Genomic DNA, 24,399 nt, shown 5'->3' on the forward strand with positions numbered 1-24,399 from the left:
TCAGAAATGTTGAAGAAAATGGCGCGTCTGCGCCTCTGTGCGGCAATGATATTTGCCGCGAGCCCTGCCACTGCCGCTCTGGCGGAGGATCAGAGTGTTAGTTTAAACGAGGCCTTAGTGCGCGCTGGAGCTGAATCGCCTGCCGTGCAAATTTTCCAAGCAGAGATTGATATCGCGCGCGGGAACCAAAAACAAGCGAGCCTCGGACCAAATCCCGAGGTCTCGGTAGACGTTGAAAACGTCGCCGGGAGCGGCGTTTTCAAAGGCCTGCGTTCAACCGAATATACCGTTTCTGTTGGGCAGCGATTGGAGCTCGGCGGTAAACGCGGTGCCAGAACACGTGCGGCGCGAGCGCAGACAAGCCTCGCAGAGATTGAAGCTGCGATTTCTCAGGCCGAATTGGCCAGCTCCGTGCGTCTGGCATATACAGAAGCAGTTGCCGCTCAGAGCCGCGTTGGCTTTGCAACGCGCGTCGTCGGACGCAACCGGGAACTGGCAAGGATTGCCAGAATCCTCGTTGAAACTGGCCGTGACCCGCCGCTCAGAGCATTGCGCGCTGACGCCGCGCTTGGCGAAGCGCAAGCAGCGCTGGAAGCCGCAAGGGCAGAGGAATATTCCGCCAGACTATTACTTGCATCGCTTTGGGGCTCGCAAACACCACCTCAGGAAGTTGAGCCGGTCTGGCTAAGTAGCGGTGACGTAGAATTTGAAGCCGACCTGTCCCAATCCCTACAGATCAAAGCCGTGGAAGCGAACCGGGACGCTGCCAGTGCCATTGTCACGCGCGAACGCGCAAATGCTGTTCCGGATCTAACGTTAAGCGGCGGCGCCAGACGTTTTGAAGAAAGCGGAGATACTGCGTTTATCGTGGGCGCTTCGATTGCCATACCGTTTGGAAATCGCAACCAGGGCGGCATTCAGGCGGCAGAAGCAAGCGTTCGCGGAGCTGAGGCACGGCGCGCGTTGCGTTTGGTAGAGATCAACCGGGAATATAATATTGCCAGCAATCAACTGGAGGCAACGCAAAGCCGTGTGGAAACTCTGGAAAGCCAGACACTGCCCCAGGCTGAGGAAGCTTCAAGACTGGCCCAACTGGGATATCAATACGGGAAATTTACCCTGCTGGATGTCCTGGACGCTGCAGCAGCAAGAGACACGGCTGAACTCGGCCTGCTGGAAGCAAAGGTCGCACGAGCGGAAGCAGTGATAACGCTTCTGAGATTGGCTGCCAAATAGATGAGAAAACTGGAAACAGATCACATCATAATATTGGCTGGCATCTTCATCATGCTGACAGTTCTAACCGGCCTGTTCATGCTGACGTCGATCGCAATAGCGGTGCCGGATTGCGTCACTACAGAAACCAGTATTTCCGGTGACAGCGCGCCTCCACAAAACCAGAGTTTGACTGCGGGACGGTCACAAAATTCGAGCAGGGATATATAAAATGAACAACAGAAAATGGATCATAATCGCTAGCCTAGCCATCGCGTTTGCGGTTGTGCTGGGAGTAATTTTCAATGGCTCAACCGGCGGTAGCGCGGAAAATCAGGGCGCTGCCAACACCATAGAAGAAAATCATTCCGAAGAAGAGGGCGTTGTCGAAATGACAGAAGAACAGCTGCGCGCCTCTGAAATCGGAATATTCGATGTGGCTCCAAGTTCGCTTGATGCCGAGATTATTGCGCAGGGTAGTGTTGCACCGTCTCCTCAAGGGCAGGCCATATTGAGTGCCGGCGCTGAAGGCAGGGTCACGAGCATCAAAAAGAGGTTGGGAGATGCAGTTCAGCGCGGCGAGACAGTGGCTACCATAGAGAGCCGCGAAGCCGCCGCAATTAGTTCCGAGGTTACATCGGCAGCTTCTCGGGCCGCGCTTGCCCGGTCGCAGATGAACCGGGAGCAGCGCCTCTTCGATGAGAAAATCACCGCACGGGCAGATCTTGAAACGGCGAGAGCAGAAAATCAACAGGCTGCCGCAGAAGCAAGACGGGCAAGCCAGGCGGCCATTGCGTCAGGTGTCAGCGGACGCTTTATTGCTGTGCGCTCACCGATTGGCGGCCGGATAACGTCAAGCCCGGCAATTCTGGGCTCCTACGTGACCGCCCAGGATGAGCTTTTCCGTATCGCCAATCCGAACCTTATTCAAATTGAGGCGGCAGTTCCTGCGGAAGATGCGCGCAAGATCAGCACTGGAGCAGCGGCAACGGTCGAAACGCCCGAGGGTGAAATCTCCGCTCGGGTATTGGCGGTTACGCCAGCTGCCGATCCGGAAAACAGAGCGGCCATTGTCGTGCTTGCCCCTGCTTCAGGCGCCAGACTCGTCCCCGGAGAATATGTGCGAGTGCGGATACTTCAGCAGGCGACAAGCGCTCAGTCTACGGCATTGATTGTTCCCGCAGAGGCTGTCCAATCCGTCGAAGGACGCAACGTCGTGTTTGTAAAGACCAAATCTGGTTTCCGTGCACGGCCCGTTACGACCGGAGCAAAGAGCGGCGGTAGAATCGAGATTGTCGACGGTCTCAAGGCCGGTGAACAAATCGCCGGTAAAAATGCCTTTCTCCTGAAATCTGAACTTGGCCGCGGCGAAGCAGAACATTGATTAATACATCCCCATTGGAGCAACGGCTATGATTGCACGTCTCGTCGAAATGTCCGTCCGCAATCGGTATCTTACCGTATTGTTTCTTGCTGCAGTCGCGGCACTCGGAGTCTATAATCTGGTTAATCTGCCAATTGATGCTGTCCCTGACATCACCAACAATCAGGTCCAGATCAACACTGTCGATCCCACCCTGTCGCCGCTCGATATTGAACGCCTGGTGACTTATCCGGTTGAAACATCGCTCGCGGGCATTCCAGGACTGCAGACGACCCGTTCCATCTCCCGGAACGGCTTTTCGCAGGTTACGGCAATATTTGACGATAGCGCCGACGTCTATTTTGCTCGTCAACAGGTGGCCGAACGACTGACCACTGTTCGCAACAGCCTGCCAGCCACGGCCGAGCCGGCAATGGGACCGGTATCGACGGGTCTTGGCGAGGTTTTGATGTGGACGGTCAGCTATGAGCCGTTCCAAAAAAGAAAGACTTCGGGCGGTCCTGGCTGGCAATCTGATGGCTCTTATCTGACCCCTGAAGGTGAACGCTTGAACGATGAAGTCTCGAAGGCGGCGTATCTGCGCACGCTCCAGGACTGGGTAATCGGACCACAATTGCGCAATGTTCAAGGAATTGCCGGTGTCGACTCGATTGGCGGTTATGCCAAACAATTTGTTGTTACCCCCTCGGCGGCTCGGCTTTCTTCCTACGGTATCGGTTTTGACGATCTTTCCGAAGCGCTGGGAAGGGTCAATCTTTCTGTTGGCGCAAACTTTGTTGAACGCGGCGGTGAAGCGTTTCTGGTGCGGGCAGACGCACGACTCAAATCACTGGAAGAAATTGAAAATTCGATCATCGCGAGACGTGAAGGTATTCCCGTTCGCGTCCGTGACGTTGCATCTGTAAGCAATGGCGGCGATTTGCGAACCGGCGCGGCAACCGAGAACGGCGAAGAAGTCGTTGTCGGAACCGCATTGATGTTGCTTGGCGAAAATAGCCGTGCAGTTGCCGCTGCAACCGGTGATCGGCTTGCAGAAATCGTCAACACAATGCCCCCCAACATAAAATTGGAAGTCGTTCTGGACCGTTCGAAACTGGTCAATGCGACTATCAGCACGGTTGAAAAAAACCTGACCGAAGGAGCTTTGTTGGTTATCGTCGCGCTATTTCTGCTCTTGGGCAATTTCAGAGCAGCCCTGATTACCGCGCTCGTCATTCCCGTTTCCTTTGTGATGATGGCAATCGGCATGAATCGATTTGGCGTTTCGGGAAATCTCATGAGCCTGGGCGCTCTTGATTTCGGCTTGATCGTTGATGGCAGCGTTATCATCGTGGAAAATTTTCTGCGCCGGATGGCAGGCCGGCAACATGACGAAGGACGACTTCTGTCTCTAGGCGAACGACTGGAAGAAGTGATCGCATCAACAAGAGAAATGATCAGGCCTTCGCTATTTGGCCAGGCGATAATTTTGCTGGTTTTCGTGCCTTTGCTGACTTTTCAGGGTGTTGAAGGAAAAACCTTCTCGCCGATGGCCATCACCGTAATGCTTGCGCTTATATCGGCGTTTATTCTCTCACTGACCTTGGTCCCGGCATTATTGGCTCTGCTGATAAGCGGCCGCGTTTCTGAAAAAGAGGTTCGGATGGTGAGCTGGAGCAAAAGCAAATACGAACCGGCATTACGAAAAGCACTGAAATGGCCCGGACGGGCAACCTTGGCAGGGCTCGCCGTATTTGGACTGTCTATCGGCATATTCGGCTTTCTCGGTAGCGAGTTCATGCCGCAGCTGGACGAACAGGATCTGTCCCTTCAATCGATCCGAATACCGTCCACGTCGCTGGATCAGTCCGTTTCAATGCAAAAACAGATCGAGCGGGAGATTTCCAAATTTCCACAAGTCCGCTTCATGTATTCAAAAACCGGAACAGCTGAAGTGGCCAGCGATCCCATGCCGGTCAATATTTCCGATGCATTTATCATTTTGCGTCCGAAAGATGAATGGCCCGACCCGGCGCTTTCAAAGACAGAGTTGGTGGAACAAATGGAAGCGAAATTAGCCAATCTCATTGGCCAGAACTACGAGTTCAGTCAGCCTATTGAGATGCGCTTCAATGAGTTGATAGCCGGTGTGCGAGGTGATGTTGCCGTCAAGGTATTTGGCGACGATCTCGAACAGCTGTCGGCCACTGCCAATCAGCTTGCGACCGTTTTTTCGGGTATTGAAGGTTCTGCGGATGTCCGCGTCGAGCAAACCGAGGGCTTCCCGACATTGGACGTGCAGTTCGATAATTCGGCAATTGCAGCCCATGGTCTCACCGTTGATGAAGTCGCCGCAACCGTCAGCGCCGCATTGGGCGGCGCGGAAAGCGGGCTCGTATTTCAAGGCGACCGCCGGTTTGATATTGTAGTGCGGCTACCCGGCGAAGTGCGAAATGATATCGACGCTATCGGAGCGCTTCCGGTTATTTTGCCAGAGAATGGTTTCGGGAAAAGATCGTCGGTTCCACTCAGATCCTTGGCTACCCTGAAAGAAACCGAAGGACTAAATCAGATAAGCCGGGAAAACGGACAGCGGCGCGTTGTTGTGCAGCTCAATGTTCGAGGCCGCGATGTGGGTTCCTTTGTGAACGAAGCGAAGTCCCAAATTGAGCGCGATGTTGCTCTGCCATCAGGAGTCATCCTCGAATGGGGCGGGCAATTTGAAAGCCTGCAGGCCGCTCAGGCAAGGATCAATCTTGTTGTTCCTGTCGTTGCGCTGTTGATCTTTGGCCTGCTGGTCATGGCTCTCGGTAACTTCCGTATGGCTGCCGCAGTATTTGTCACAGTCCCTCTGGGAATTGCTGGCGGGATATTCTCGCTTGCCATAACGGGCCTGCCATTTTCTATCTCGGTTGCGGTCGGCTTCATTGTTCTTGCCGGGGTGGCAGTGCTCAATGGGCTTGTCATGATGACTAGCATCCAGGCGCGCCTTGAATCGGGCGTAGAACTTGTTGAGGCCATCTACTCCGGTGCAGTCGAACGCTACAGGTCCATTCTAATGACAGCCATCGTGCCGTCATTGGGTTTTGTTCCGATGGCTATTGCGACTGGCACTGGTGCAGAAGTGCAAAAGCCGCTGGCAATCGTAGTTATCGGCGGTTTGATCACGGCGACGATATTGACCTTATTCGTTTTGCCTGCGGTGACACGGTTGATGCTTGAGCGCCAATTTCCCGATTTGAAGCCCCATTTCAAGCGATTCACGCCCTCTCTGGACAAGTTTCCCATCCTGCAACGTTTCCGTCCAAAGCCAGAATAGTAAGGAGTGCATAATGCAAAAGACGCAACAAATATCGCTCATGCGGATTTATACCGACGAAGCCGCAATGCATGGGGACGAGACGGTTGTTACCACTATCATTGCTCGGGCGAGGTCTTATGGTCTTCGCGGAGGCACCGTCCTGAAAGGCATATTGGGGTTCTCTTCGTCTTCCATTGTTCATGAACATCACGCGTTCGGAATTGGCGATAACCCGCCGGTGGTGATCGAAATAATCGATGCCCGGGCACGACTGGAAGATTTCTACACTCAGCTAGACGATCTGCGAGGGATCGGGCTAGTCAGCCTCGAAAAGGTTGATGTTCTCACGCGAGCGGCAGAACAGAAATGACCGATGAGCACAGCAAGCATTCGGAAAATTCGGATCACTCGCACGGAGGGCAAATCGACAGGCTGCTCGGTGTCCGTGCAGAAATGGTTTTTGCAGGTCTCTGCGGTGCAACCCTTCTTGCCGGATGGCTGGGACCCAAAATCAATCTTCTGCCGGCGAGTATTGGGTTCTGGTTTTTGGTGGTGGCCTATTTTTTTGGCGGCTATTATACGATATTGGAAGCCTTCGAAAAGATCAGGCGTCGAAAATTTGAAATAGATTTTCTCATGATCGTTGCCGCCGGCGGGGCGGCGTGGCTCGGGGCATGGGCAGAGGGAGCATTTCTATTATTCCTGTTCAGCATCGGCCATGCACTTGAAAATTATGCAATGGCCCGCGCGCGCAATGCCATATCCGCACTGTCTGAACTAGCTCCCGAGGAGGCGGTGGTCCGCAGGGATGGAGAGGAATTGCGATTGCCCGTGGCCGAGTTGGTAATCGGTGATATCGTAATCATCCGTTCCAACGAGCGACTTCCAGCAGACGGCTTTGTTGTCAAAGGGGCGAGCAGCGTCAACCAGGCACCCATAACTGGTGAGAGCGTCCCGGTCGACAAGCGTCCGGTCGATAACGCTGCAGCGGCGGCCAAAGCGGCCGATAAAGTCAAATCCGAACATAGGGTTTTCGCCGGATCCATAAACGGAAGCGGTAGTCTCGAAGTGCAAGTAACACGATTGGCGTCGGAAACCACTTTGGCGCGGGTTGTCGAAATGGTGAACGATGCGGAGACGCGTCAATCGCCAACGCAGAGCTTCACCAATAAATTTGAACGAATTTTTGTGCCGGTTGTCATTCTGCTTGCAATCGCAACTGGGTTTTCCTGGTTGGTGATTGACGAGCCAGTCTCCGATAGCATTTACAGGGCGATGGCAGTCCTCGTTGCTGCCAGCCCCTGTGCGCTGGCTATTGCAACACCCAGCGCTGTTTTGAGCGGGATTGCCCGTGCAGCGCGCGGCGGCGTTCTCATAAAGGGCGGCGCGCCTCTCGAGATGCTGGGTAAGCTTGATTCGATTGCTTTTGACAAAACCGGGACCCTTACGATTGGCGAACCGGAGTTAGTCGAAACGGTGCCTTTCGGAGAAATTGGAGCAGACGAACTTATCGCTATTTCTGCCGCTGTCGAAGTGCATACTGATCACCCTCTGGCGCAAGCTATTGTGCGTGCTGCAGAAAAACGCCTCGGAACATCGGATCTGATCGCTACAGATTTTCAGAGCATAACGGGCAAAGGTGTTTCTGCCAAAATCAATGGCGAAAACGTCTTTATAGGGAAAGCGGGGCTTTTTCGCAAAGATGATCAGGATTCGCTTCCTGAAGATGTCGCTCAAAAAGTTACCGAAATGTCTGCACGCGGACGCAGCACCATGATTGTCAGGCGTGGCGGCGAATTTATTGGCGTTCTTGGCCTTATGGACACGCCCCGCGCCGCGGCGTCCGAAGTGATAAACAAGCTCCGGTCTATTGGAATCACACGGATGATGATGATTTCGGGCGATAATCAGAAAGTCGCAGACGCGATAGCTCTGGAAGTGGGTCTTGACGAAGCCTTCGGTGATTTGATGCCGGATGACAAGGTCGAGAAAATTGCTCAACTGAGCGATCAGGGCGGAGTGGCGATGGTTGGTGATGGCGTGAACGATGCCCCTGCGATGGCCAATGCAAGCGTCGGAATAGCCATGGGAGCCGCCGGTTCCGATGTCGCGCTTGAAACGGCAGATATCGCGTTAATGGCAGATGATCTGGCAACCTTACCTTTCGCCGTCGGGCTTAGCAGATCAACAAGCGGTATCATCCGTCAAAATCTCTGGATCAGTCTCGGCGTGGTGGCTGTATTAATACCGGCAACCCTATTTGGCTTAGGGATTGGCCCCGCTGTCGTGATGCATGAAGGCTCGACGCTTGTGGTGGTAGTCAACGCACTTCGGCTTCTTGGTTATAACAATATAAATCAGGCTGGATGGGTAGCGCCCATGTTCAGTCTTAGCGAAAATTCAGCCATCTCCCGCCAGGGGTCAAAATGCGAATAGCTCGAATTTTGGTTCCCCGAGCCATCGCGGCTCAAAGAATTGCGTTTTTGATCGGCGGCGTTTCGATTTTAGCTATGCTCTTTTTCTGGCTCTGGTCGGAAGTCGCGGCAGGTCATTTAGCGAAAATAGACAACAGCATTTTGCTCGCGTTTCGCTCTTCGTCAAACCCTAACATATTGTCTGGTCCTGACTGGCTTCCAGATATTCTTCGAGCTATTACAATTTTGGGAGACTCCAAATTGCTGATCGTTCTTGTCATTTTGGTTGCTGCATATCTGGTTGTAAGAAGAACCTACTATTTTGCCTTGGCGCTATTGGCGCCGACTGTCGGTGGAATGGTGATCGTGTCGCTTTTAAAAGACCATTTTAGCAGATCGCGTCCCGAGGTTGTTGAGCACCTTACAACCCAATATTCCATGAGTTTCCCCAGTGGGCATGGGGCCAATTCCGCAATTGTATATCTAACGATGGCCATGCTGTTTACCCAGATCCGACCCGAACGGCATGCAGGGATTTACTTGGTGTCAGCGGCTTTGCTGTTGACTGCAACTATTGGAATTTCGCGAGTGGCTTTAGGTGTACATTGGCCAAGTGATGTTGTTGCGGGGTGGATGTTTGGATTGAGTTGGGGATATTTTTGGGTGCTGCTTACAACAAGCTTTAGGAAAAAATGATATCCTAAAGCAAATTATGTGGTTGGTTGGAAGGAATAAATCTTATGCAGTCCGTGCTATGGTACATTGATGATCAAGGGCCAGATCCGTCGGCCCAAGCGGCGCTTGATGTAACCCGTTCAATCGAGGGCCATTTGAGTTGCCTCCATGTTTCATCACTCGGTTCATTTAATATGCTGGATGCTTATGGGGGCGTGGCGGCCAAGCACCGTTTCATTGTTGAGGCTCAAAAGCACGGAGAAAAGATCCGCATGCAGACAAAAGAGCGGTTAGACAAAGAGAATGTAAGATGGGATTTCAATCATATTGAAGGGGATCCAGTTACGGCTATAATACGTGAGAGTTCTTTGCGGGACTTAGCGATTCTGGGTCGGCCGCAAGGAAATTCTGATAAAAACCGACCAACAGCATTTTTTGGAGAGCTACTAAGTCACGTCCGGACGCCAATATTGTTTCAACCTTATGATTTGATTGGAATAAACCTTGCGCATCCGGCTATCATCTGTTGGAATGGGAGTATCGAAGCTGCCAATGCATTACGCTCATCGCTTCCCTTGATCAAAATTGCGAGTGAGGTCCATATCGTATCAATTGATGAAGATAAGCCAACCGAACTTCCGCGAGATGCGGCTTGCAAATATCTCGCTAATCATGGTGTGGATTCGCACTTGCAACTATTGTCATCGCGGAATTCTCATCCTTCGGATATTCTCATATCTACGGCACAAAATCTGCAGGCCGGTGTTATGGTCGCCGGGGCTTTCGGGCGGAGCCGAACCCATGAATATCTGTTCGGCGGTGTTACCCGAAATTTGCTTCTAAATTGTCCACTCCCGTTATTATTGGTCTCTTAGCTTGATCTGATCGCTCTTGGAAGCAGGGTTTTACCTTGCTGGATGGGTAACAACCAAAGACGATAGTGTTAAAAAACCTTCGATAACCGCTCATTGCTGGTTCACTACTCTAAAATTGACGGCATGGCTCTTTCAATGATGGACCGCGTGTCAATGACCGCGGTGGAAGCACCAAAAAGATTACTGGGTCGATCAAATCTTAACTTGCAAAAAGCTTCAGCAACGGGATTGTCCGCATTTATGATTACTGCTGCCTGAGCGGTCATTGCAAGACGTTCGACGATGTTTCGGGCATCATGCTCCACCAGGCTACCAAATTCCAGAGTTTTCAGGTGATCGTCATAGGAAGGATAGCGCCCGCTTGCAGAAAACAGAAATTCCCGCAGACTGTCGAGCGCTTGGGGTTCGCGTTCCATTGCGCGCAAGACATCCAGCGCGATCACATTTCCCGAGCCTTCCCAGATCGCGTTCAGCGGAGACTGACGGAAAAGGCGCGGCATCGGACCAGTTTCGACATAGCCTGTTCCGCCCAGACATTCCATTGCTTCATACACCATCGCGGGCGCACGCTTGCATACCCAATATTTTGCAATAGGCGTAAGCAGACGGGATAGCGGGTCCGCCATATCAAATGTTGCAGCGACCTGGAAGGCGAGAGCGGTGGCGGCTTCGCTTTCTACAGCGAGATCGGCCAGCACGGACATCATTGCCGGTTGCTCGATTAACCGGCGCTGCATGACGGTGCGATGAGCGGTATGCCACAGCGCTTCGGTAATTGCGGCACGCATTGTGGAAGCTGAACCCACTATGCAATCAAAACGGGTATGCTGAACCATCTGAATAATGGTTTTCACGCCTTGACCCTCTTCGCCAAGACGCTGCGCATAAGCACGATGATACTCGATTTCCGCAGATGCGTTGGAGCGATCACCAAGCTTGTCCTTGAGCCGGATTACGCGAAACCCTGCGTTACGCTGGCCATCAGGCGTCCAGCGCGGAACGATAAAGCAGGTCAGACCATTATCTGTGTAGGCTAGCGTCAGGAATGCGTCGCACATGGGCGCAGAACAGAACCATTTATGCCCAGTTAGTTGATAAGCACCATCTGCATATTCCGCCCGTGTCGTGTTCGCGCAGACGTCCGATCCCCCCTGTTTTTCGGTCATCGCCATTCCGATTGTGACACCCTTTTTTTCAGGTGCTGGTCGGACAACGGGATCGTAAAGTGACGATGTGATCCGCCCGATCCACTCATTTCCGACATCTGGGTCACGTTTCAAGGCGGCGACGGCGGCGTAGGTCATGGTCATGGGACACCCGGTGCCAGCATCAACTTGCCCGAGCAGGAAACTCAACGCTGCGTGAAGAACATGGCCTGCTTCGGTTCCATTCCAACCGGCGGCGGCCACGCCTTCGCCGAGGCCAAGCGTCATCAGTTGATGGTAGGATGGGTGGAATTGCACTTCATCGATCCGTCTTCCTTGACGGTCATGGGTGTCAAGCACGGGCGGGTTTCGGTTGGCCGCTTCTCCCCAGCCAATGACTTCGCTGGAACCAGTGCGTATGCCAAAGCTGGCAAGTCGTTGCTTGTGAACTTCGCCTCCCGCCATTTTGACTGCATCGACCAGCGCCTGATCTGAGCCAAACCGGTCAAATGCTTCTAGCGTGGGCGGTTGGTTTGTAACCTCATGGCTTTCAAGACTGTCTATGGGGCGTAGAGAGGTCATGACGATATCATTTCTTTGCAGGTTTTTTGCTGGTTTCGCGGCGACCTGGGTTTCTTTGCACATCATCTCCTTGGTCAATGCCGAGCGTCCATGCCGGCGGGTCGCTGGCAGGGAAGCTTTCACGCAGCGCTTCATCAACCATATCGCTCTTTTTTTGTAACGCTATTTTCCGTCGACTATTTACCACTTTCAGCTCCTCAGATGAGATCATACCGATGTCAGCCATCATGGCCCAAGCTTTTTTGTACGGCCCATTGGGGTATAACAAGATCGCCAATCCCCAGAGATTCGTTCGTTTTGGCGATTGATACGGCAGGGTCCTGCTCATTGCCCGCAAGTGCGCGTATAGCATCAATAGTCTCCGGGATCACGATGGCTTGGTTATCAACCATATAGCTAAAATATAGATCGGTTCCGTCAACTGTCAGCAGATCACGCCATATCGCCACTTCATAGAGATTGGCGTGGCGACGTCCATTTTCAGCCATCCACTCCTTCACCACATTTATTGCCGATAGTCCCGTGCGGCTGTCGATTAGCAGTATCCGCGATGATTGGGATAGCGCGTCAAGAACAGCCGCTTTTGTGGCCGCTCTCGCCATTTCGACGTACCAGGTGTGAAGATGAGCGAGCGTTTCGGGCACCCGGACTGCGATCGTTGTGACATCGAGATCCGGATCAACAAGTCTGGCATCAGGCCCCTGATGGCTCGGGACTTCGGGCTCAGGAACAAGCGTATTCATGATGCCGCCAAGATGGCTTTCCCATGGGTCGGTTGCGCGACGCATCAGTGTTCCGCGCGCTTTCTTCAAGAGGCCCGCGTTCTTGAGGGTTCCCAATGTGCGAACGATAGACGTTGTATTGCAGCTAACCACGCGCGTTGCGCTGCGTCCGATCGTACTGGAATAGCTTGATTCTGCTACAAAGGAATGGCCGGTTACATCATGTTTTTCACCGCCTTGAACGATGAAGGGCCGCTTAAGTTTGCGATATAATTCGGCATTCTCAGCGCCTCGGTGCTTGGGCGTACAATCGACAATGATGTCGCTTGATTCCACAAGATCGGTCAATAGTCCGTTAGTGGGTAAGCCTGCCGCCTCCATAGCTGCGCTGGCTTCTGCTGTGGCCGCGAAAAGCGGGATGCCCTGGCTTATAATCTGGGCAATGCGCCAATCTGTCGCGACATCAGCCACGCCCGATAGTATCATGTCGGACTGTAGTCTTATTGCGGTGGCCGTGCGGCTACCGATCACGCCATATCCGACAATTGCGACTTTGATCTTATGATCGTCTGCCATTTCTCTGTCTCTTTCCAATCCAGTTAAAAATGTTGCCCATGCCTTGAGCTACAAGAGCAGTTCTGCAATCCCGATCCGGGATGTTTCGTGCGGAACGGCGTCTGTCGAGATGATATCTTTGGCAAGTTGGTTTAGCTGCCAATAGGTGCTGCCGGTAAACAGGGCATGCACAGTCAATATATAGGGTCTAGGGAAACCCCGCGCGATCAGGGCTTCGGCGGTTTCGATCATCGTTCGCCCTGATGAAATAATATCATCGACAAGCACCGGAGCCAGGCCTGCATAATCGCTCAAGTCCGGCACCAATATCTCGACCTCGTGATCACCGAGGCGGTTTTTATTGAGAACGAGGCGCTGTGCGCCTGCTCGTTCTGCAACAGCCTCAACCCATTGCTGGCTTTCGGAATCAGGGCCCACCACGAGAGCATTCTCGACATTGTCCCTGATCCAGTCGGCTAAAAGGGGCGCAGCATGTTTGACCTTGGTTGGTATGGTGAATATTTCTCCCAGATCCGCTATTCGGTGCAGATGAGGGTCAATCGTGATCAAACTGTCGAAGCAATCTGATAGCAGCTTGGCAAAATGCGTGGAGGATATGGATTCCCCCTCCTGAAATCTCTTGTCTTGCCGCATATAGGCCAGATAGGGCGCAATGAGGCGCACGGTTTTTGCGCCCAGTTCACGCGCGGTTTTCGCCGCAAAAATAAGCTGCAGTATCTGATCATCGGGGCGAGCGAGGGTGCAAACAAAATCCACATCTTTCCCCGTCACATCATCGGTCAAACGAATATAAGATTCCCCGTCAGGGAAGTGACGGGTTTCCAATGTACCCAGCGCGGAGGAGGATAGTCTGGCAAGATCGGCCGCCAAGGTTTCATTGCCCGGCAAGGGGATAAAAATGCGCATGGTTACTCCTCTATTTTCAATATATCTGGATTGGCAGCAGCATATTCCAGCGCATAATCCAGGGCGCCCTTGGCTTCGGCATGGACCGTGAGTAATGGCTGACCGTTCGTAACACGCTCGCCGAGGCGGACCTGCATGACAATCCCTGCGGCCTTTTGGCGCGGGGCTCCGGCCAATTTTGCTAATCGCGATAATTTACGATTGTCGATGGAGGATATCTTGCCGCTGCTCTGCGCCAACAGGGGGCAGGTCAATGGAGCGACCGGGGGCGTGCGCATGCCGCCTTGCGCCTCGCAAATCGCCTGAAATTTGTTCCATGCCCGGCCATCAACCAAGGCGGCCTCCGCCGCAGCAAGCCCGCCACCATCGTCCACGTGATTTGCCAGCTCCAGAGCCTGTGCGGCAATTAATATTGCCCGCTTCCTCAGGTCTTGCGGTGCATCCGGATTGTTTTGCAGGACAGATAAAATGTCATGCGCCTCAAGGGCAGGGCCAATGCCGCGTCCCACAGGTTGAGAGCCGTCTGTAAAAACACATCGTGTCTCCAACCCAAAATTGGCCGCGACAGCGGAAAGATGCTCACCCAATATTTTGGCCTTGTCCAGCGAACGGACTTTGGCAGTCAGACCAACCGGTAAGTCAAGGACGACATGGGTGGCACCGGCAGCAATTTTTTTAGATAAAACAGATGCGATCAACTGTCCTTCTGTATCAATATCAAGAGCCCGCTCGATGCGGATCAAAATATCATCTGCCGGGCTGAGATTGACGGCGCCGCCCCAGGCAATACAGGCGCCTTGCTCTTCCACCACGCGGCGCATTTGATCGATATCCAGATCAACCGGGGCGAGCGTTTCCATCGTATCGGCAGTACCTGCAGGAGATGTAATGGCGCGCGATGACGTTTTTGGCATTGTGAAGCCCAGACTGGCAACTATCGCCACGACAATCGGTGTGGTGCGGTTGCCCGGCAATCCGCCGACACAATGTTTGTCCAGAATCATCGGAGCGTCCCATGACAAACGTTCTCCTGCGCCCACCATTGCCTTGGTTAAATGGCATATTTCTTCAATGTCGAGCGGGAGAGCCGAACATGTTGCGATAAACGTTGCCAAATGGATATCTGCGTAGTGTCCAGCGGCAATATCGCCAATAATTCCCTGAAAGGCCGGTTCGTCTAAGCGCCCCCCATAAATTCTGCGTCTTATATCTGCCAACGATCCTACAGTTGGTGCATGGCTAACCGAAATAAAAGTTCCGTCGTCAACCCCAAGTTTCGCCCAGGCGGCCTCTGATAATCCAGCTTCCCCTGTCGTTAGCCAGTCATTTTCGACCTGGTAGAGAGTGGCAAGAATTTCACGTCCCGAGACAGACGTTAGACGTACGCGCGATCGGGAAGTCAGGCCTTCCGATATGCAAACCGGACAATCGGTGCGCATAAGCACGATCACCTCATCCTGGGTGTAGAGACTGAGACGCTTTGATTTCAGCAAATTATGGGCTTCAATGTGGTTGCCGGTCGACATGACATTTAACCTTCCAAAAAATAACGATCAGTCGAATCAACGACGGTGCTGTTCCAGCCCAACTCTTCTCCAATCCGCATCCGCAAAGCATCTGAGGCCGTAGGTTCTCCGTGCACCACAAAAGTTCGGGCAGGAGCGTGCTTGAATCCGGACAGCCATTTCAGGATTTCGTCTGAATCTGCGTGGGCCGATAAAGCCGGAAGGCTTGCAATTTCAGCGCGAATCGGGAACCACTGACCGAACATTTTGACGCTTTCAGCTCCGTTCAGCAGTTTTTCGCCGCGCGTTCCCCCCGCCTGATAGCCTGAAAACAGAATTGTGTTTCTGCTGTCCTGGCCAAAGGCCTTGAGATGATGAAGAACGCGCCCGCCGGTCAGCATGCCGCTTGCCGCGATCACTACCTTGGGCGTGGTATCACGCGTTATGCGTTTGGAATCATCGACTTCGCGCAAATAAGTTGCGATGTCGCAAGACTGCTTGCAGACATCTGGTGGGAGCCGATGATCATCAAGATGTCTGCACAGCAGGTCGGTTGCATTAATCGCCATTGGGCTATCTAGAAATATTGGGACGATTTTTATCCGTCCGGCCTGTTTCAATTTCCACAGATAATACATGATCAATTGAGCGCGCCCGACAGCAAATGCCGGAATAACGACTGTTCCGCCCCTACGGGCCGTTTTTTCGATGACGTCTCCAAGAGCTTCCATTGGGTCATTTTTGGGGTGGGTTCTGTCTCCATAGGTCGATTCCACAAGTACATAATCGGCCGCCGCGACGGGTTCGGGATCGAGCATGAAGGGATCATTATAGCGCCCAATGTCGCCAGAAAAGACGATTGTCTTGCCGCCCCAATGAAGCTCGGCATTGGCCGCCCCTAAAATATGCCCGGCGCGGCGCAGCGTCACATGCCCGCCGCCCGGCAGTTCAATCTCTTTGTGGAACGCGATCGGCCGTAATTGTTTCAAGGCTGCTTCGGCGTCTTTGATGGTGTAAAGCGGCAAGGCAGGGGCATGTTTGGTATATTTGTGCTTGTTCGCCAGAAACGCATCTTTCTCCGCAATGAAAGCGCTGTCTTTTAAAAGTATTTCGCAAAGATCAGCGCTTGCTGATGAACAGAAGATTGGGCCTTCAAACCCCTCGCGGACTAATTTCGGAAGATAGCCGCTATGATCGAGATGCGCGTGGGTGAGAATAATGGCATCGATGCTTTTTGGAGAAACCGGAAACGGTTTCCAGTTGCGCTCGCGTAAGGGCTTATATCCCTGGAAAAGTCCGCAATCGACCATGATCCGGCGTCCGTCATTTTCGATAAGATGGCGAGATCCGGTTACCGTCCCGGCTCCGCCAAGACTATGCAATGTGAGCGTCATACGATTTTCTCCTCATTTTTTGAGCCCGATGAGTCTCTCCGCAATATCTGCGGGTCACCCTGCTCGTCGACGGCATCCAATTCTTCCTGTGATAGGAGGGAACCCCGATCGATTTTGAGCAAACCTGCAGCGGAGGCGACCGCATGCGCCCAAGTGCAACGATTGGCGAACAACATGCCAAAAACATCCAATGTGCCGCCTCTGGACAAATATCCCAACGCTTTGGTTTGGCTCGGCCCGCCATCAAGCCGCCTCAATAGACCCAACATTGGCTCCGGTCTCGTGTGCGAGATTATTATCCGCGGAAGATTTGTGGGAAACAGCACATGCAAATCTTTGTCTAAAACAGCATATTTCCATTCGATCTCGTCGCGCGCCTCCCGAAACCGCCCCGGTTCCAAAATGACCGTAATTGAGCAGTTTATCCCGCGTTGCCCGAGCCGTTCGCGCGCCTGTCTTGCTTGTTGCAATTGATAAGCGCCGATAGCGACCAGTTGTACCTGCGCGTTTGTAGCATCGCCCTCAAATTGTATTGCGCCCTTCGCCATCGCAAATTCAGCCTGTTCACCTGAAAAGAGGATTGGCACATCGCGCTTGGCGGTTACCAGGCACGCAATTTGGCCATGCGTTCGGTAGACCGAGCGCAGCGCTGCAACCGCGCTATTGGGATCAACAGGGAATATAACGCGAGATACATCTGACATTTCCCCCAGCAATGCTTCGGGCAATGTCGGGTCTTGATGCGACTGCTCATTTTTTGCGTTTTCCCAAGTGTGGGAGGTTGCAATGAGTGGAACGCTGATCCAGCCTGGTGGCTGGAGCAGTTCGTGCTGGCGGCGCGAGAAAATTATTTCCTGTCGCAATGCGCCAAGCATTTTCATCGCAAAAGCTTCGTAGCTCACAGCGATATTGATCCCGCCTTTGTTACCCAAGGCCGCACTCATAACCGCTTCTTCGTTGAGTGCCGTTATGACGGCTCCATCAACCGCCTCCGGAGTCCCAGATTCAGGCAAGTTCACGCGGTGGTGCAGAAGCTCAAGCGCGCGCGGCATGTGGTTGCTTCTTAGCTCGTCTGGATTGCCAATACGTGGTCGTAGCTTCGGGTTGGCGCGGACAATATCAACAAAATATTCATCGATCGCATCCATCGCGCAGCGTTCGCGCTGACTATTGACATCGGTCCAATTTGGCACGGGTAGGCTGGGCAGTTCGACGATCCGGCGTGCTAGTGAATTCTGACTTTCTCTTGGCCGAGACTGCTTTTCATGGACCGCCAAAGCATTAACGGCTGTTTCCAGCGTGTCAGCCGGGACAAACAGCTTTCTAGCGCCTTCGTGAAATTCAGCTCGTGCGGCTGCATTTTCGGACGGGTTTCCCGAAAGTGGCAGGTTATGTGATCTGTTGGTTCCAGCTCCCGGAAAGCCAAATCCTTTTGTGCAGCGCGCGATAATATAGGGAAGGGGAGCTGGATAGGCCTGCTTTGATCTAATAAATCGGCTGAGCCTTTCTTCCGCTTCCAATATCGCCATCGCATAGGCGAGAGGGTCATGACCGTCGATCAGTATTGGATCATATCCAGCGAGGCGAAGATGAGCTTCAAGCCATTCAGCCCCGCCTTCCTGGCCGATTTCGGTTCTCTGCTCAATCCGCCGGCCATTGAGGACCATGATCGGCACCGCCAAACCGCTATCTTCGGCTCGCCACCAGCGCGGAGACCAGTCGGACCCGCGCTGTTCTTCAAATGCGCCGTCACTCAAAAAGGCAACAAGTCGCTCTCCCGGCAACGGCATATGGACATATTGGAGTTCGGAAAAGCCCAAATAGCCGCCTTCTGAAACACCGCCGGCAGTGTTTGGGCCGACATGGCTCCCCAGCGGTACCGCGGGTCTTCCATCAGCGCTCATCGCATAGCTGTAAAAGTCTGAAACGAGACGGGAAAGCCCGGTCTCGCTGCGCTCATAACGACCGATTTGTGCAGGGGACAAGTCCCCGGTCAGCGTGTTGATTGCCTCTATTGCAGCAACACAGTGACCCTGACCAAGCGTCCAGGCACGCGTGTGTCCAGACAGGGCGTTGGCAAGTAAATAGCCAACAAACCCGATGGCAACATTGAGGGCGCCGCCAGTATGACCTTCAGGGTTTCGTTTAAATGCGTCTGCCGGCAAATCGGTACCGCTCATATCAACCCGGGAGGCATAGGTCATATGGGCGGTGAGCCACATCGCGGCGTTGGCCAATCGGTCGACCGCTACAATCAATGTCTCTGCTTGGGCGGAATCCGTAAATCCTTGCCAGTACTGACGTTTTGCGAAAAATTCATCTGTACGCGCAATTGTTGCAGCGCTGTGCTTGATGACGCCAAATCCTGTGCGCCAGTCGTTTGATATGTTTTTTGTCAATGAAAACCCTCCTCAAACGTCACGGTTGCCGTATGTGAACGGCTTAAATGGAACAGCATTGTGAATGTTTATCTGGAATCGAGAAGGTGCAAAAATGGAGTCGCCACCACAGTTAAAAGTGGAGCGACCGCGCTGGGTTGGAGGAGGAGCCCGGCCGCCCCTGAAGAGTCGGTTTTCGAAACTGCTAATAAACATGCTCTAAACCAACCTCCAAATTGTTTGCCGTACCCTATTCGACTGCACTATTCTGGCTTGGCATATTCGTTCGCTCACCAGCAAATGCCGCTTATGAGCGCTGAAAGTCACCCCGCACTCTTGCCTGCAGAGAGCGTGGGTTCATTGGCCGCATTCCCAGCCAGCTTTTTGCTGTCTTGACTAGCAAACCCGTTGAAAAATTTTTCAAATTCAACAGGGAAAGGAAATACAATTGTGGAACTGCGTTCTCCAGCGATTTCGCCAAGCGCGCCAAGATAACGCAGTTGCATCGCTTCAGGGTGACCGGATAGCGTTTCTGCAGCTTCCAAAAGCTTTTGCGCTGCCTGCTGTTCTCCTTCAGCATTTATCACTCTTGCCCGGCGCTCACGTTCGGCTTCAGCCTGTTTCGCCATCGCGCGAACCATGGATTCATCTATATCGACATGCTTGATTTCAACATTGGCAACTTTGATGCCCCAGGAGGTTGTTTGGGTGTCGATTATCTCTTGGATATCCTTGTTGAGTTTGTCTCGCTCCGTGAGCATCTCATCAAGCTCATGTTTTCCAAGTACCGATCGCAAGGTGGTTTGTGCGAGCTGGCTGGTTGCATCGATAAATTGCTCCACCTGAATTATCGCGCGTTCAGGATCAACAACCTTAAAATATATGACAGCATTGACATGAACCGACACATTATCGCGTGAAATAAGATCTTGCGTTGGTACATCAAGAACGATGGTTCTTAAATCCACGCGGGAAAGAGTTTGAACAAAGGGAATAATAAAAATCAGACCGGGGCCTTTGACTCCTGTGAAGCGGCCTAGCGTGAAGACGACCACGCGCTCATATTCGACCACAATGCGGATAGCGCTAGCGCCAACTGCAAGCAGGATGAACAGCAAAGCGGAAAACGTAATAAGATTGTCTGTCATGGTTTTCTCCTGGTCTTCTTTGGAGTAATCAGCGCCGGGTGATGATCGATATCAACCGGTTTATTGTTAAGGACGCACTGCGGCGCTTAATGTTACAGTTGATCAGAACTCGCCAGACGGTTTGAAGCCAAAAAAGGCTACTACGACGCAGCTGGGCTTTGAGGAGTGGGGCGACCGCTGGGGAAGGCAGTGCGCGATCGCCCCTAAAGATACGGTTGTCGGAATTGTTGGCCAACATCCCGCCAACCGATCTCTATATTTGTGCCAATGCCGTTTTTATTCGCTCATCTCGCCATTTTAAGGATCTGAATATAACGGCGCTGGGCCGTTGGCAAAAGTTGTGGGAGATCCAATGAATATATTCTGACATTCTGTGCTACAGAAGAAATAAGTCCAGCCCTCATATTCTTCAGCGGCGACCGCTTTTTCCAACGTAAATTTGCGTTTGCAGACCGGGTCTTCAACGGTGATATCCATCAGCTGACCTTTTCAAGGAGTGCAGCGATATTGCGGTGTGGGAAACAAGATATCATGATAATTCTCTCCCATTTTGGTAGGCACCAACAAGTTCGGCCACGTGACGTGCAATCATTAATTCTTCATCCGCCGAACTGATCTCCACGGTAACTGAGCCATGTTTTGGAGATAGCAGTGGCTTATTGGCTTTATTTTTTTTCGGATCGATTATGGTTCCAAAGCATTGCTCCAATGGTTTGCAGATCTGGTACCGTATTTCTGGAGAATGTTCACCAATTCCGCCGGTAAAAATCAAACGATCAATGCCGCCCATGGCGGCTACCAATGCGCCGAAGTGACGGCGCGCTTGATAGCAAAAAAAAGCTATCGCTTCTTCGGCAGATTTACCGGCATTGGTTGCAACAAGAATTTGGGCATCACCGCTTGTTCCTGATTGTCCAAGCAAACCCGATCTGTTGTTTAGCAGATCGGCCAGTTCATCGGACGTCCAGCCCTCTTCCTTTAAGAGATAAAGGATAAGTCCAGGGTCAATATCGCCGCTTCTGGTGGCCATTGGAAGACCTGATAACGGGCTAAAGCCCATGGATGTATCTATCGTCCGCCGGCCATGCACTGCCGCCATACTGGCGCCCGCACCAAGATGGGCGACCACAATACGGTCCTTCAGAGCTGCTGCTCCTTCTCGCCGCTCTAGTTGGTAGAGCGTAGATTCATAGGAAAGGCCATGGAAGCCGTACCGGCGAATAACACCGTCGTCCATATTTAGCGGCAGACCAGTTCGTGCTGCATTTTCCGGCATGTTGGAGTGAAAAGCAGTATCAAAGCACGCAAATTGTTCTGCGCGGGGTAGCCGTGTTCGAACCGCTGCAATAGCAGCAAGATTTGCAGGTAGATGCAGAGGAGCTAGCGGTATTAGGCGCTCCAGTTCAGCTTCGATAACTGAATCCAATGCGAGAGGCGAAACAAAATCTGGACCGCCATGTACTATTCGATGACCAACAAGCGATATTTTCCAAAGTTCTGCGTAATTTTCCAGCTGATTGAGAATATTTTCAATGGCTGAGCCATGGTTTTTGCTCGAACTTTTTGCATTCCAAAGAGATGCGCTGTCAGCCAAGCGCGCGGATGAATGGCCCTGTGCCTTTCCAATTTCCGTGACCTTCCCGCGCAATACCGGTTCGATGTTATTACCCAAACGAAAGACTGCAAATTTGACGCTTGATGAACCACAATTGATCGTCAACAGATGCGGCAGGGGGCTAGGCCGGGTTTGTTGTTGTCCTTCCGCGTAGGGCGCTTTTTTGCGAATAGTTTTTATCATCTTTCCCTTTGCTCCTGCACGACCCGCTAATCGCAAGGTCTTCCCGGGAGATTGGCAATCTCCGGAAATTATAGGTGTGACAGGTTTGTGGCGCGCGATATCTGCCGGAAAGCGCTATACGCTTCGGACCAGAGAAGCCGGCCACGCTTGGATCACAAGACCCTTCAACCGGCGATTAGCTCTTAGAACAGCACGATTTTGAACTAACCTCGGGCTTATCTTCCATAACTTGTTCCTTACCGGAACAGCAGCACCCTTTGCTCTGGGGTTCGACCGGATCGGTAGGTTTAATAATGGGTTTGAGTATTTTTCTCGGCGCGGAGGTTTTGGGATCAGTTGTTATATTGTTCATGGCTTTTCTCCTTTGCAAGTCTTTCAAACAGTTTGATTTGTTCGATCAGCGCCAAAATAATTGGTGTCGTTAGTAATTAGGACGCACATGGAGCCATCGCGTTACACAGCCGAGGAAGAAGTCAGGCTGTTTCCATGCTCGGCTTCTTCCCCTCTAATGCGCCTCAGTTATCGTGGCTATTTTTCAGGGTCCATCATAAGTTCCTGCTGTAGCATCAGTCGCTCCATCATTTGATGCATCATGCCCATATGCTGCTTCATCTTCTGCATATGTGCCGGGTCCATAGCCATAGGTCCTTTGCCCTGCGCCATCATGCCGCCTTCGCTCATTTTAGCTTTCATGGAAGCCATATGGGCCTTCATTTGGGCCATATTCTCTGACATCAGCTTATTGCGTTCAGCCGGTGTTTTTGCCGTTGCAGCCTTGTCTTTCATCATTTGCATTTGTGCGCCATCTTTTGACATTGGCATGTCATGTTTATGTGCAGGTGCTTGCGGTGTCTGGGGCGCTGCATAGGCAGCGGAACTTGCCAGCAAGGCGAAGGCCGCGATTGAAATAATAGTGGGGGATTTCATGTCTATTTTCCTTTTTTACGTTGTGGTTAGAATGACGGGTTTGGTCGTGAAACGTTACACTTGGATAGTCAGTTGTTGGATCATGGACGCGGTGCTCATCGGCGGCTACCGCCCCGCCGCTCCATGCACCCGGGCACTCGCCCGCTCCCACGGCCAGCAGCCATCCAGCTCCACATCAATAGAGAAGCTCAGAAAGGTCCGGATAGTGACAAGGGCACCAAGAACTGCGATGTTCGTCAGCGATGGTTCGAGCACAAGAGAACGCAGGATGTCCGCAGCTACTAAAAGCTCAAGCGCAATCAATGTGCTGCGGCCAAGTTCACGGCGGAACGAAGTATAACGATCTTCCATATTGTGACGAACAACTGAGGCAATTGCCTTCACTACGCTCCAGACAAACCCGCCCGCGATCACGGCCAGCGCCGCCATCTCAAGGCCTATGATGGTCCAGGTGACCAAGTCGTCAATAGCAATCCCGATCATGTCATATCCTGTCCAATAATCAGCCTGCCGCTGATGAAAACGATCCAGCAATCGGGTGTCATTTGATTGCCTTCGTGATTTGGCGTAGGCGCAGGCATGTGGCTTCGGTGACAGCGGTGCCGAACGCTTAAAAATGGCGGGGTTGGTAACGAAGCTGTTACACAGCGCCCGTTGGTAGTTGGGTTAGCCAAAGGGCATCCCGGCACTCATTGCTGGTTTCGCTTGAAGCGCGCTCGCCTGACAAATCGTCTGCAAATCACATTCATGGACACAGCTTGCATGAGCGAGACTAATTTTACGGCCCAAGGCCTTCCGCGAGCGGTGCAATTTCACACGAAGCGTACTTGCTGACAAACCAATGTCTTTCGATATCTTCGTCCGGCCTTCTGCGCATAGATCAGCCCGTTCGATCAATTTTTTATAATTTGGATTAAGCTTGGGTAGATTTTCCTGGATGCATGGAAAGTCTGTTTCAGGTTCCTCCTCTGCCGGCCCCCAGAGCGTCAAGAATGTGGTATATTCGTTTAATTTCCTAGTCTCTTGACTCCGCTTTCTGAAATGATCTGAAAGAACGGAACGCAATATGCTGGAGAGCCATCCGCGAATTTTCTCGCAGTTTTGAAGGTCATCTGCCCGCGTCAAAACTCGGACGAAAAAATCCTGCAAAACATCCTGTGCATCTTGTTCATTCCGGATGTGTCGCAGGAGAAAATGATAGATACGATCTTTGGATTCCACCAGCGCCTCGTTCACTAATCTTCGATTTTTCGAAATGGAACTCGTGATCTGGGTAGACATGTTTATTCCTCCTCAATTGCAGTCAATTTCTTGGTGTCTGTTCGCCTTAAAATTAGTGTTTCTATTGATTTATACGCTTGGGAGATGCCGCCCCCTCAAAAAAACGGCTGATTACGTATAATTACTGAGGGGTGAAGCGCAGTGGGCCGTATGAGTAAATGGTAGAAAGCGAAGAATATTAGCCGACGTAAACT

Annotated in this window: 20 protein-coding genes and 1 pseudogene; 8 read left to right on the plus strand and 13 right to left on the minus strand. The window is 52.3% G+C overall.

Features of this window, described 5'->3' with window-relative positions; all coding sequences use genetic code 11:
• The first annotated feature begins 6 nt into the window (after positions 1-6).
• From ACO6S1_RS12595 to ACO6S1_RS12630, 8 genes and pseudogenes are all read left to right on the plus strand, one after another.
• Positions 7-1,236 carry a TolC family protein gene (locus ACO6S1_RS12595; RefSeq protein ID WP_422343024.1) on the plus strand — a complete coding sequence of 410 codons (1,230 nt, stop codon included), beginning with the start codon at positions 7-9 and terminating at the stop codon, positions 1,234-1,236.
• Positions 1,237-1,446, plus strand: coding sequence for a hypothetical protein (locus ACO6S1_RS12600; protein WP_415178966.1), 210 nt, complete (start codon positions 1,237-1,239; stop codon positions 1,444-1,446).
• A gap of 1 nt (position 1,447) precedes the next feature.
• Complete coding sequence (locus ACO6S1_RS12605; RefSeq protein WP_422343025.1) at positions 1,448-2,599, plus strand: efflux RND transporter periplasmic adaptor subunit; 1,152 nt, start codon at positions 1,448-1,450, stop codon at positions 2,597-2,599.
• 28 nt (positions 2,600-2,627) lie between these two features.
• Positions 2,628-5,897, plus strand: coding sequence for an efflux RND transporter permease subunit (locus tag ACO6S1_RS12610; RefSeq protein WP_422343026.1), 3,270 nt, complete (start codon positions 2,628-2,630; stop codon positions 5,895-5,897).
• A 67-nt stretch (positions 5,898-5,964) separates the two neighbouring features.
• A complete protein-coding gene (locus ACO6S1_RS12615) occupies positions 5,965-6,249 on the plus strand; it encodes a DUF190 domain-containing protein (protein WP_422346188.1) in 285 nt (94 codons plus the stop codon).
• A pseudogene (locus tag ACO6S1_RS12620) lies at positions 6,225-8,315 on the plus strand (heavy metal translocating P-type ATPase); the annotation flags it as partial. The gene ACO6S1_RS12615 and the pseudogene ACO6S1_RS12620, both read left to right, overlap by 25 nt.
• On the plus strand, positions 8,306-8,989 hold the full coding sequence (locus ACO6S1_RS12625) for a phosphatase PAP2 family protein (protein ID WP_422343027.1): 684 nt from the start codon (positions 8,306-8,308) through the stop codon (positions 8,987-8,989). The pseudogene ACO6S1_RS12620 and the gene ACO6S1_RS12625, both read left to right, overlap by 10 nt.
• Before the next feature lie 44 nt (positions 8,990-9,033).
• Positions 9,034-9,843, plus strand: a complete 810-nt coding sequence (locus tag ACO6S1_RS12630; RefSeq protein ID WP_422343028.1) for a universal stress protein — start codon at positions 9,034-9,036, stop codon at positions 9,841-9,843.
• 104 nt (positions 9,844-9,947) lie between these two features.
• Here ACO6S1_RS12630 and ACO6S1_RS12635 read toward each other — a convergent pair whose 3' ends face one another.
• From ACO6S1_RS12635 to ACO6S1_RS12695, 13 genes are all read right to left on the minus strand, one after another.
• Positions 9,948-11,570 carry an acyl-CoA dehydrogenase family protein gene (locus tag ACO6S1_RS12635; RefSeq protein ID WP_422343029.1) on the minus strand — a complete coding sequence of 541 codons (1,623 nt, stop codon included), beginning with the start codon at positions 11,568-11,570 and terminating at the stop codon, positions 9,948-9,950.
• Positions 11,571-11,577: 7 nt separating this feature from the next.
• The gene (locus ACO6S1_RS12640; protein WP_332041259.1) at positions 11,578-11,799 is read right to left on the minus strand and encodes a hypothetical protein; all 222 of its coding nucleotides are present in this window, start codon (positions 11,797-11,799) and stop codon (positions 11,578-11,580) included.
• Positions 11,789-12,868, minus strand: a complete 1,080-nt coding sequence (locus tag ACO6S1_RS12645; protein ID WP_335660974.1) for a type II glyceraldehyde-3-phosphate dehydrogenase — start codon at positions 12,866-12,868, stop codon at positions 11,789-11,791. The genes ACO6S1_RS12640 and ACO6S1_RS12645 overlap by 11 nt, the downstream gene beginning before the upstream one ends.
• Positions 12,869-12,916: 48 nt before the next feature.
• Positions 12,917-13,774, minus strand: a complete 858-nt coding sequence (locus ACO6S1_RS12650; RefSeq protein ID WP_332041261.1) for a ribose-phosphate pyrophosphokinase — start codon at positions 13,772-13,774, stop codon at positions 12,917-12,919.
• Positions 13,775-13,776: 2 nt separating this feature from the next.
• Positions 13,777-15,300, minus strand: a complete 1,524-nt coding sequence (locus tag ACO6S1_RS12655; RefSeq protein WP_422343030.1) for a thymidine phosphorylase family protein — start codon at positions 15,298-15,300, stop codon at positions 13,777-13,779.
• 5 nt (positions 15,301-15,305) lie between these two features.
• Positions 15,306-16,673 carry an MBL fold metallo-hydrolase RNA specificity domain-containing protein gene (locus tag ACO6S1_RS12660; protein ID WP_422343031.1) on the minus strand — a complete coding sequence of 456 codons (1,368 nt, stop codon included), beginning with the start codon at positions 16,671-16,673 and terminating at the stop codon, positions 15,306-15,308.
• Positions 16,670-19,072, minus strand: coding sequence for a xylulose 5-phosphate 3-epimerase (locus ACO6S1_RS12665; protein ID WP_422343032.1), 2,403 nt, complete (start codon positions 19,070-19,072; stop codon positions 16,670-16,672). The genes ACO6S1_RS12660 and ACO6S1_RS12665 overlap by 4 nt, the downstream gene beginning before the upstream one ends.
• Positions 19,073-19,374: 302 nt before the next feature.
• On the minus strand, positions 19,375-20,199 hold the full coding sequence (locus tag ACO6S1_RS12670; protein WP_422343033.1) for a slipin family protein: 825 nt from the start codon (positions 20,197-20,199) through the stop codon (positions 19,375-19,377).
• Between the two features lie 297 nt (positions 20,200-20,496).
• Entirely contained in the window at positions 20,497-20,676 is a 180-nt protein-coding gene (locus ACO6S1_RS12675; RefSeq protein ID WP_422343034.1) for a YHS domain-containing protein, read from the minus strand.
• 52 nt (positions 20,677-20,728) lie between these two features.
• On the minus strand, positions 20,729-21,997 hold the full coding sequence (locus tag ACO6S1_RS12680; RefSeq protein WP_422343035.1) for an acetate/propionate family kinase: 1,269 nt from the start codon (positions 21,995-21,997) through the stop codon (positions 20,729-20,731).
• Between the two features lie 528 nt (positions 21,998-22,525).
• Positions 22,526-22,924: a hypothetical protein gene (locus ACO6S1_RS12685; protein ID WP_335656575.1), complete on the minus strand. Its 399-nt coding sequence runs from the start codon at positions 22,922-22,924 to the stop codon at positions 22,526-22,528.
• A gap of 105 nt (positions 22,925-23,029) precedes the next feature.
• Positions 23,030-23,458 (minus strand): DUF1622 domain-containing protein, encoded by a 429-nt coding sequence (locus ACO6S1_RS12690; protein ID WP_335656574.1) that lies wholly within the window; start codon positions 23,456-23,458, stop codon positions 23,030-23,032.
• Positions 23,459-23,590: 132 nt separating this feature from the next.
• Positions 23,591-24,205 (minus strand): RNA polymerase sigma factor, encoded by a 615-nt coding sequence (locus ACO6S1_RS12695; protein WP_335656573.1) that lies wholly within the window; start codon positions 24,203-24,205, stop codon positions 23,591-23,593.
• Between the last annotated feature and the right edge of the window lie 194 nt (positions 24,206-24,399).

Origin of the sequence: Parasphingorhabdus sp. (genome assembly GCF_965233695.1) — a bacterium.
Classification (GTDB): domain Bacteria; phylum Pseudomonadota; class Alphaproteobacteria; order Sphingomonadales; family Sphingomonadaceae; genus Parasphingorhabdus.

What these genes read in the sequence shown, in the direction of transcription:
- ACO6S1_RS12595 (WP_422343024.1), top strand. Translation starts at nt 7, where the DNA reads ATGTTGAAGAAAATGGCGCGTCTGCGCCTCTGTGCGGCAATGATATTT.
- ACO6S1_RS12600 (WP_415178966.1), top strand. Translation starts at nt 1,237, where the DNA reads ATGAGAAAACTGGAAACAGATCACATCATAATATTGGCTGGCATCTTC.
- ACO6S1_RS12605 (WP_422343025.1), top strand. Translation starts at nt 1,448, where the DNA reads ATGAACAACAGAAAATGGATCATAATCGCTAGCCTAGCCATCGCGTTT.
- ACO6S1_RS12610 (WP_422343026.1), top strand. Translation starts at nt 2,628, where the DNA reads ATGATTGCACGTCTCGTCGAAATGTCCGTCCGCAATCGGTATCTTACC.
- ACO6S1_RS12615 (WP_422346188.1), top strand. Translation starts at nt 5,965, where the DNA reads ATGCATGGGGACGAGACGGTTGTTACCACTATCATTGCTCGGGCGAGG.
- ACO6S1_RS12625 (WP_422343027.1), top strand. Translation starts at nt 8,306, where the DNA reads ATGCGAATAGCTCGAATTTTGGTTCCCCGAGCCATCGCGGCTCAAAGA.
- ACO6S1_RS12630 (WP_422343028.1), top strand. Translation starts at nt 9,034, where the DNA reads ATGCAGTCCGTGCTATGGTACATTGATGATCAAGGGCCAGATCCGTCG.
- ACO6S1_RS12635 (WP_422343029.1), bottom strand. Translation starts at nt 11,570, where the DNA reads ATGACCTCTCTACGCCCCATAGACAGTCTTGAAAGCCATGAGGTTACA.
- ACO6S1_RS12640 (WP_332041259.1), bottom strand. Translation starts at nt 11,799, where the DNA reads ATGATGGCTGACATCGGTATGATCTCATCTGAGGAGCTGAAAGTGGTA.
- ACO6S1_RS12645 (WP_335660974.1), bottom strand. Translation starts at nt 12,868, where the DNA reads ATGGCAGACGATCATAAGATCAAAGTCGCAATTGTCGGATATGGCGTG.
- ACO6S1_RS12650 (WP_332041261.1), bottom strand. Translation starts at nt 13,774, where the DNA reads ATGCGCATTTTTATCCCCTTGCCGGGCAATGAAACCTTGGCGGCCGAT.
- ACO6S1_RS12655 (WP_422343030.1), bottom strand. Translation starts at nt 15,300, where the DNA reads ATGTCGACCGGCAACCACATTGAAGCCCATAATTTGCTGAAATCAAAG.
- ACO6S1_RS12660 (WP_422343031.1), bottom strand. Translation starts at nt 16,673, where the DNA reads ATGACGCTCACATTGCATAGTCTTGGCGGAGCCGGGACGGTAACCGGA.
- ACO6S1_RS12670 (WP_422343033.1), bottom strand. Translation starts at nt 20,199, where the DNA reads ATGACAGACAATCTTATTACGTTTTCCGCTTTGCTGTTCATCCTGCTT.
- ACO6S1_RS12675 (WP_422343034.1), bottom strand. Translation starts at nt 20,676, where the DNA reads ATGGATATCACCGTTGAAGACCCGGTCTGCAAACGCAAATTTACGTTG.
- ACO6S1_RS12680 (WP_422343035.1), bottom strand. Translation starts at nt 21,997, where the DNA reads ATGATAAAAACTATTCGCAAAAAAGCGCCCTACGCGGAAGGACAACAA.
- ACO6S1_RS12685 (WP_335656575.1), bottom strand. Translation starts at nt 22,924, where the DNA reads ATGAAATCCCCCACTATTATTTCAATCGCGGCCTTCGCCTTGCTGGCA.
- ACO6S1_RS12695 (WP_335656573.1), bottom strand. Translation starts at nt 24,205, where the DNA reads ATGTCTACCCAGATCACGAGTTCCATTTCGAAAAATCGAAGATTAGTG.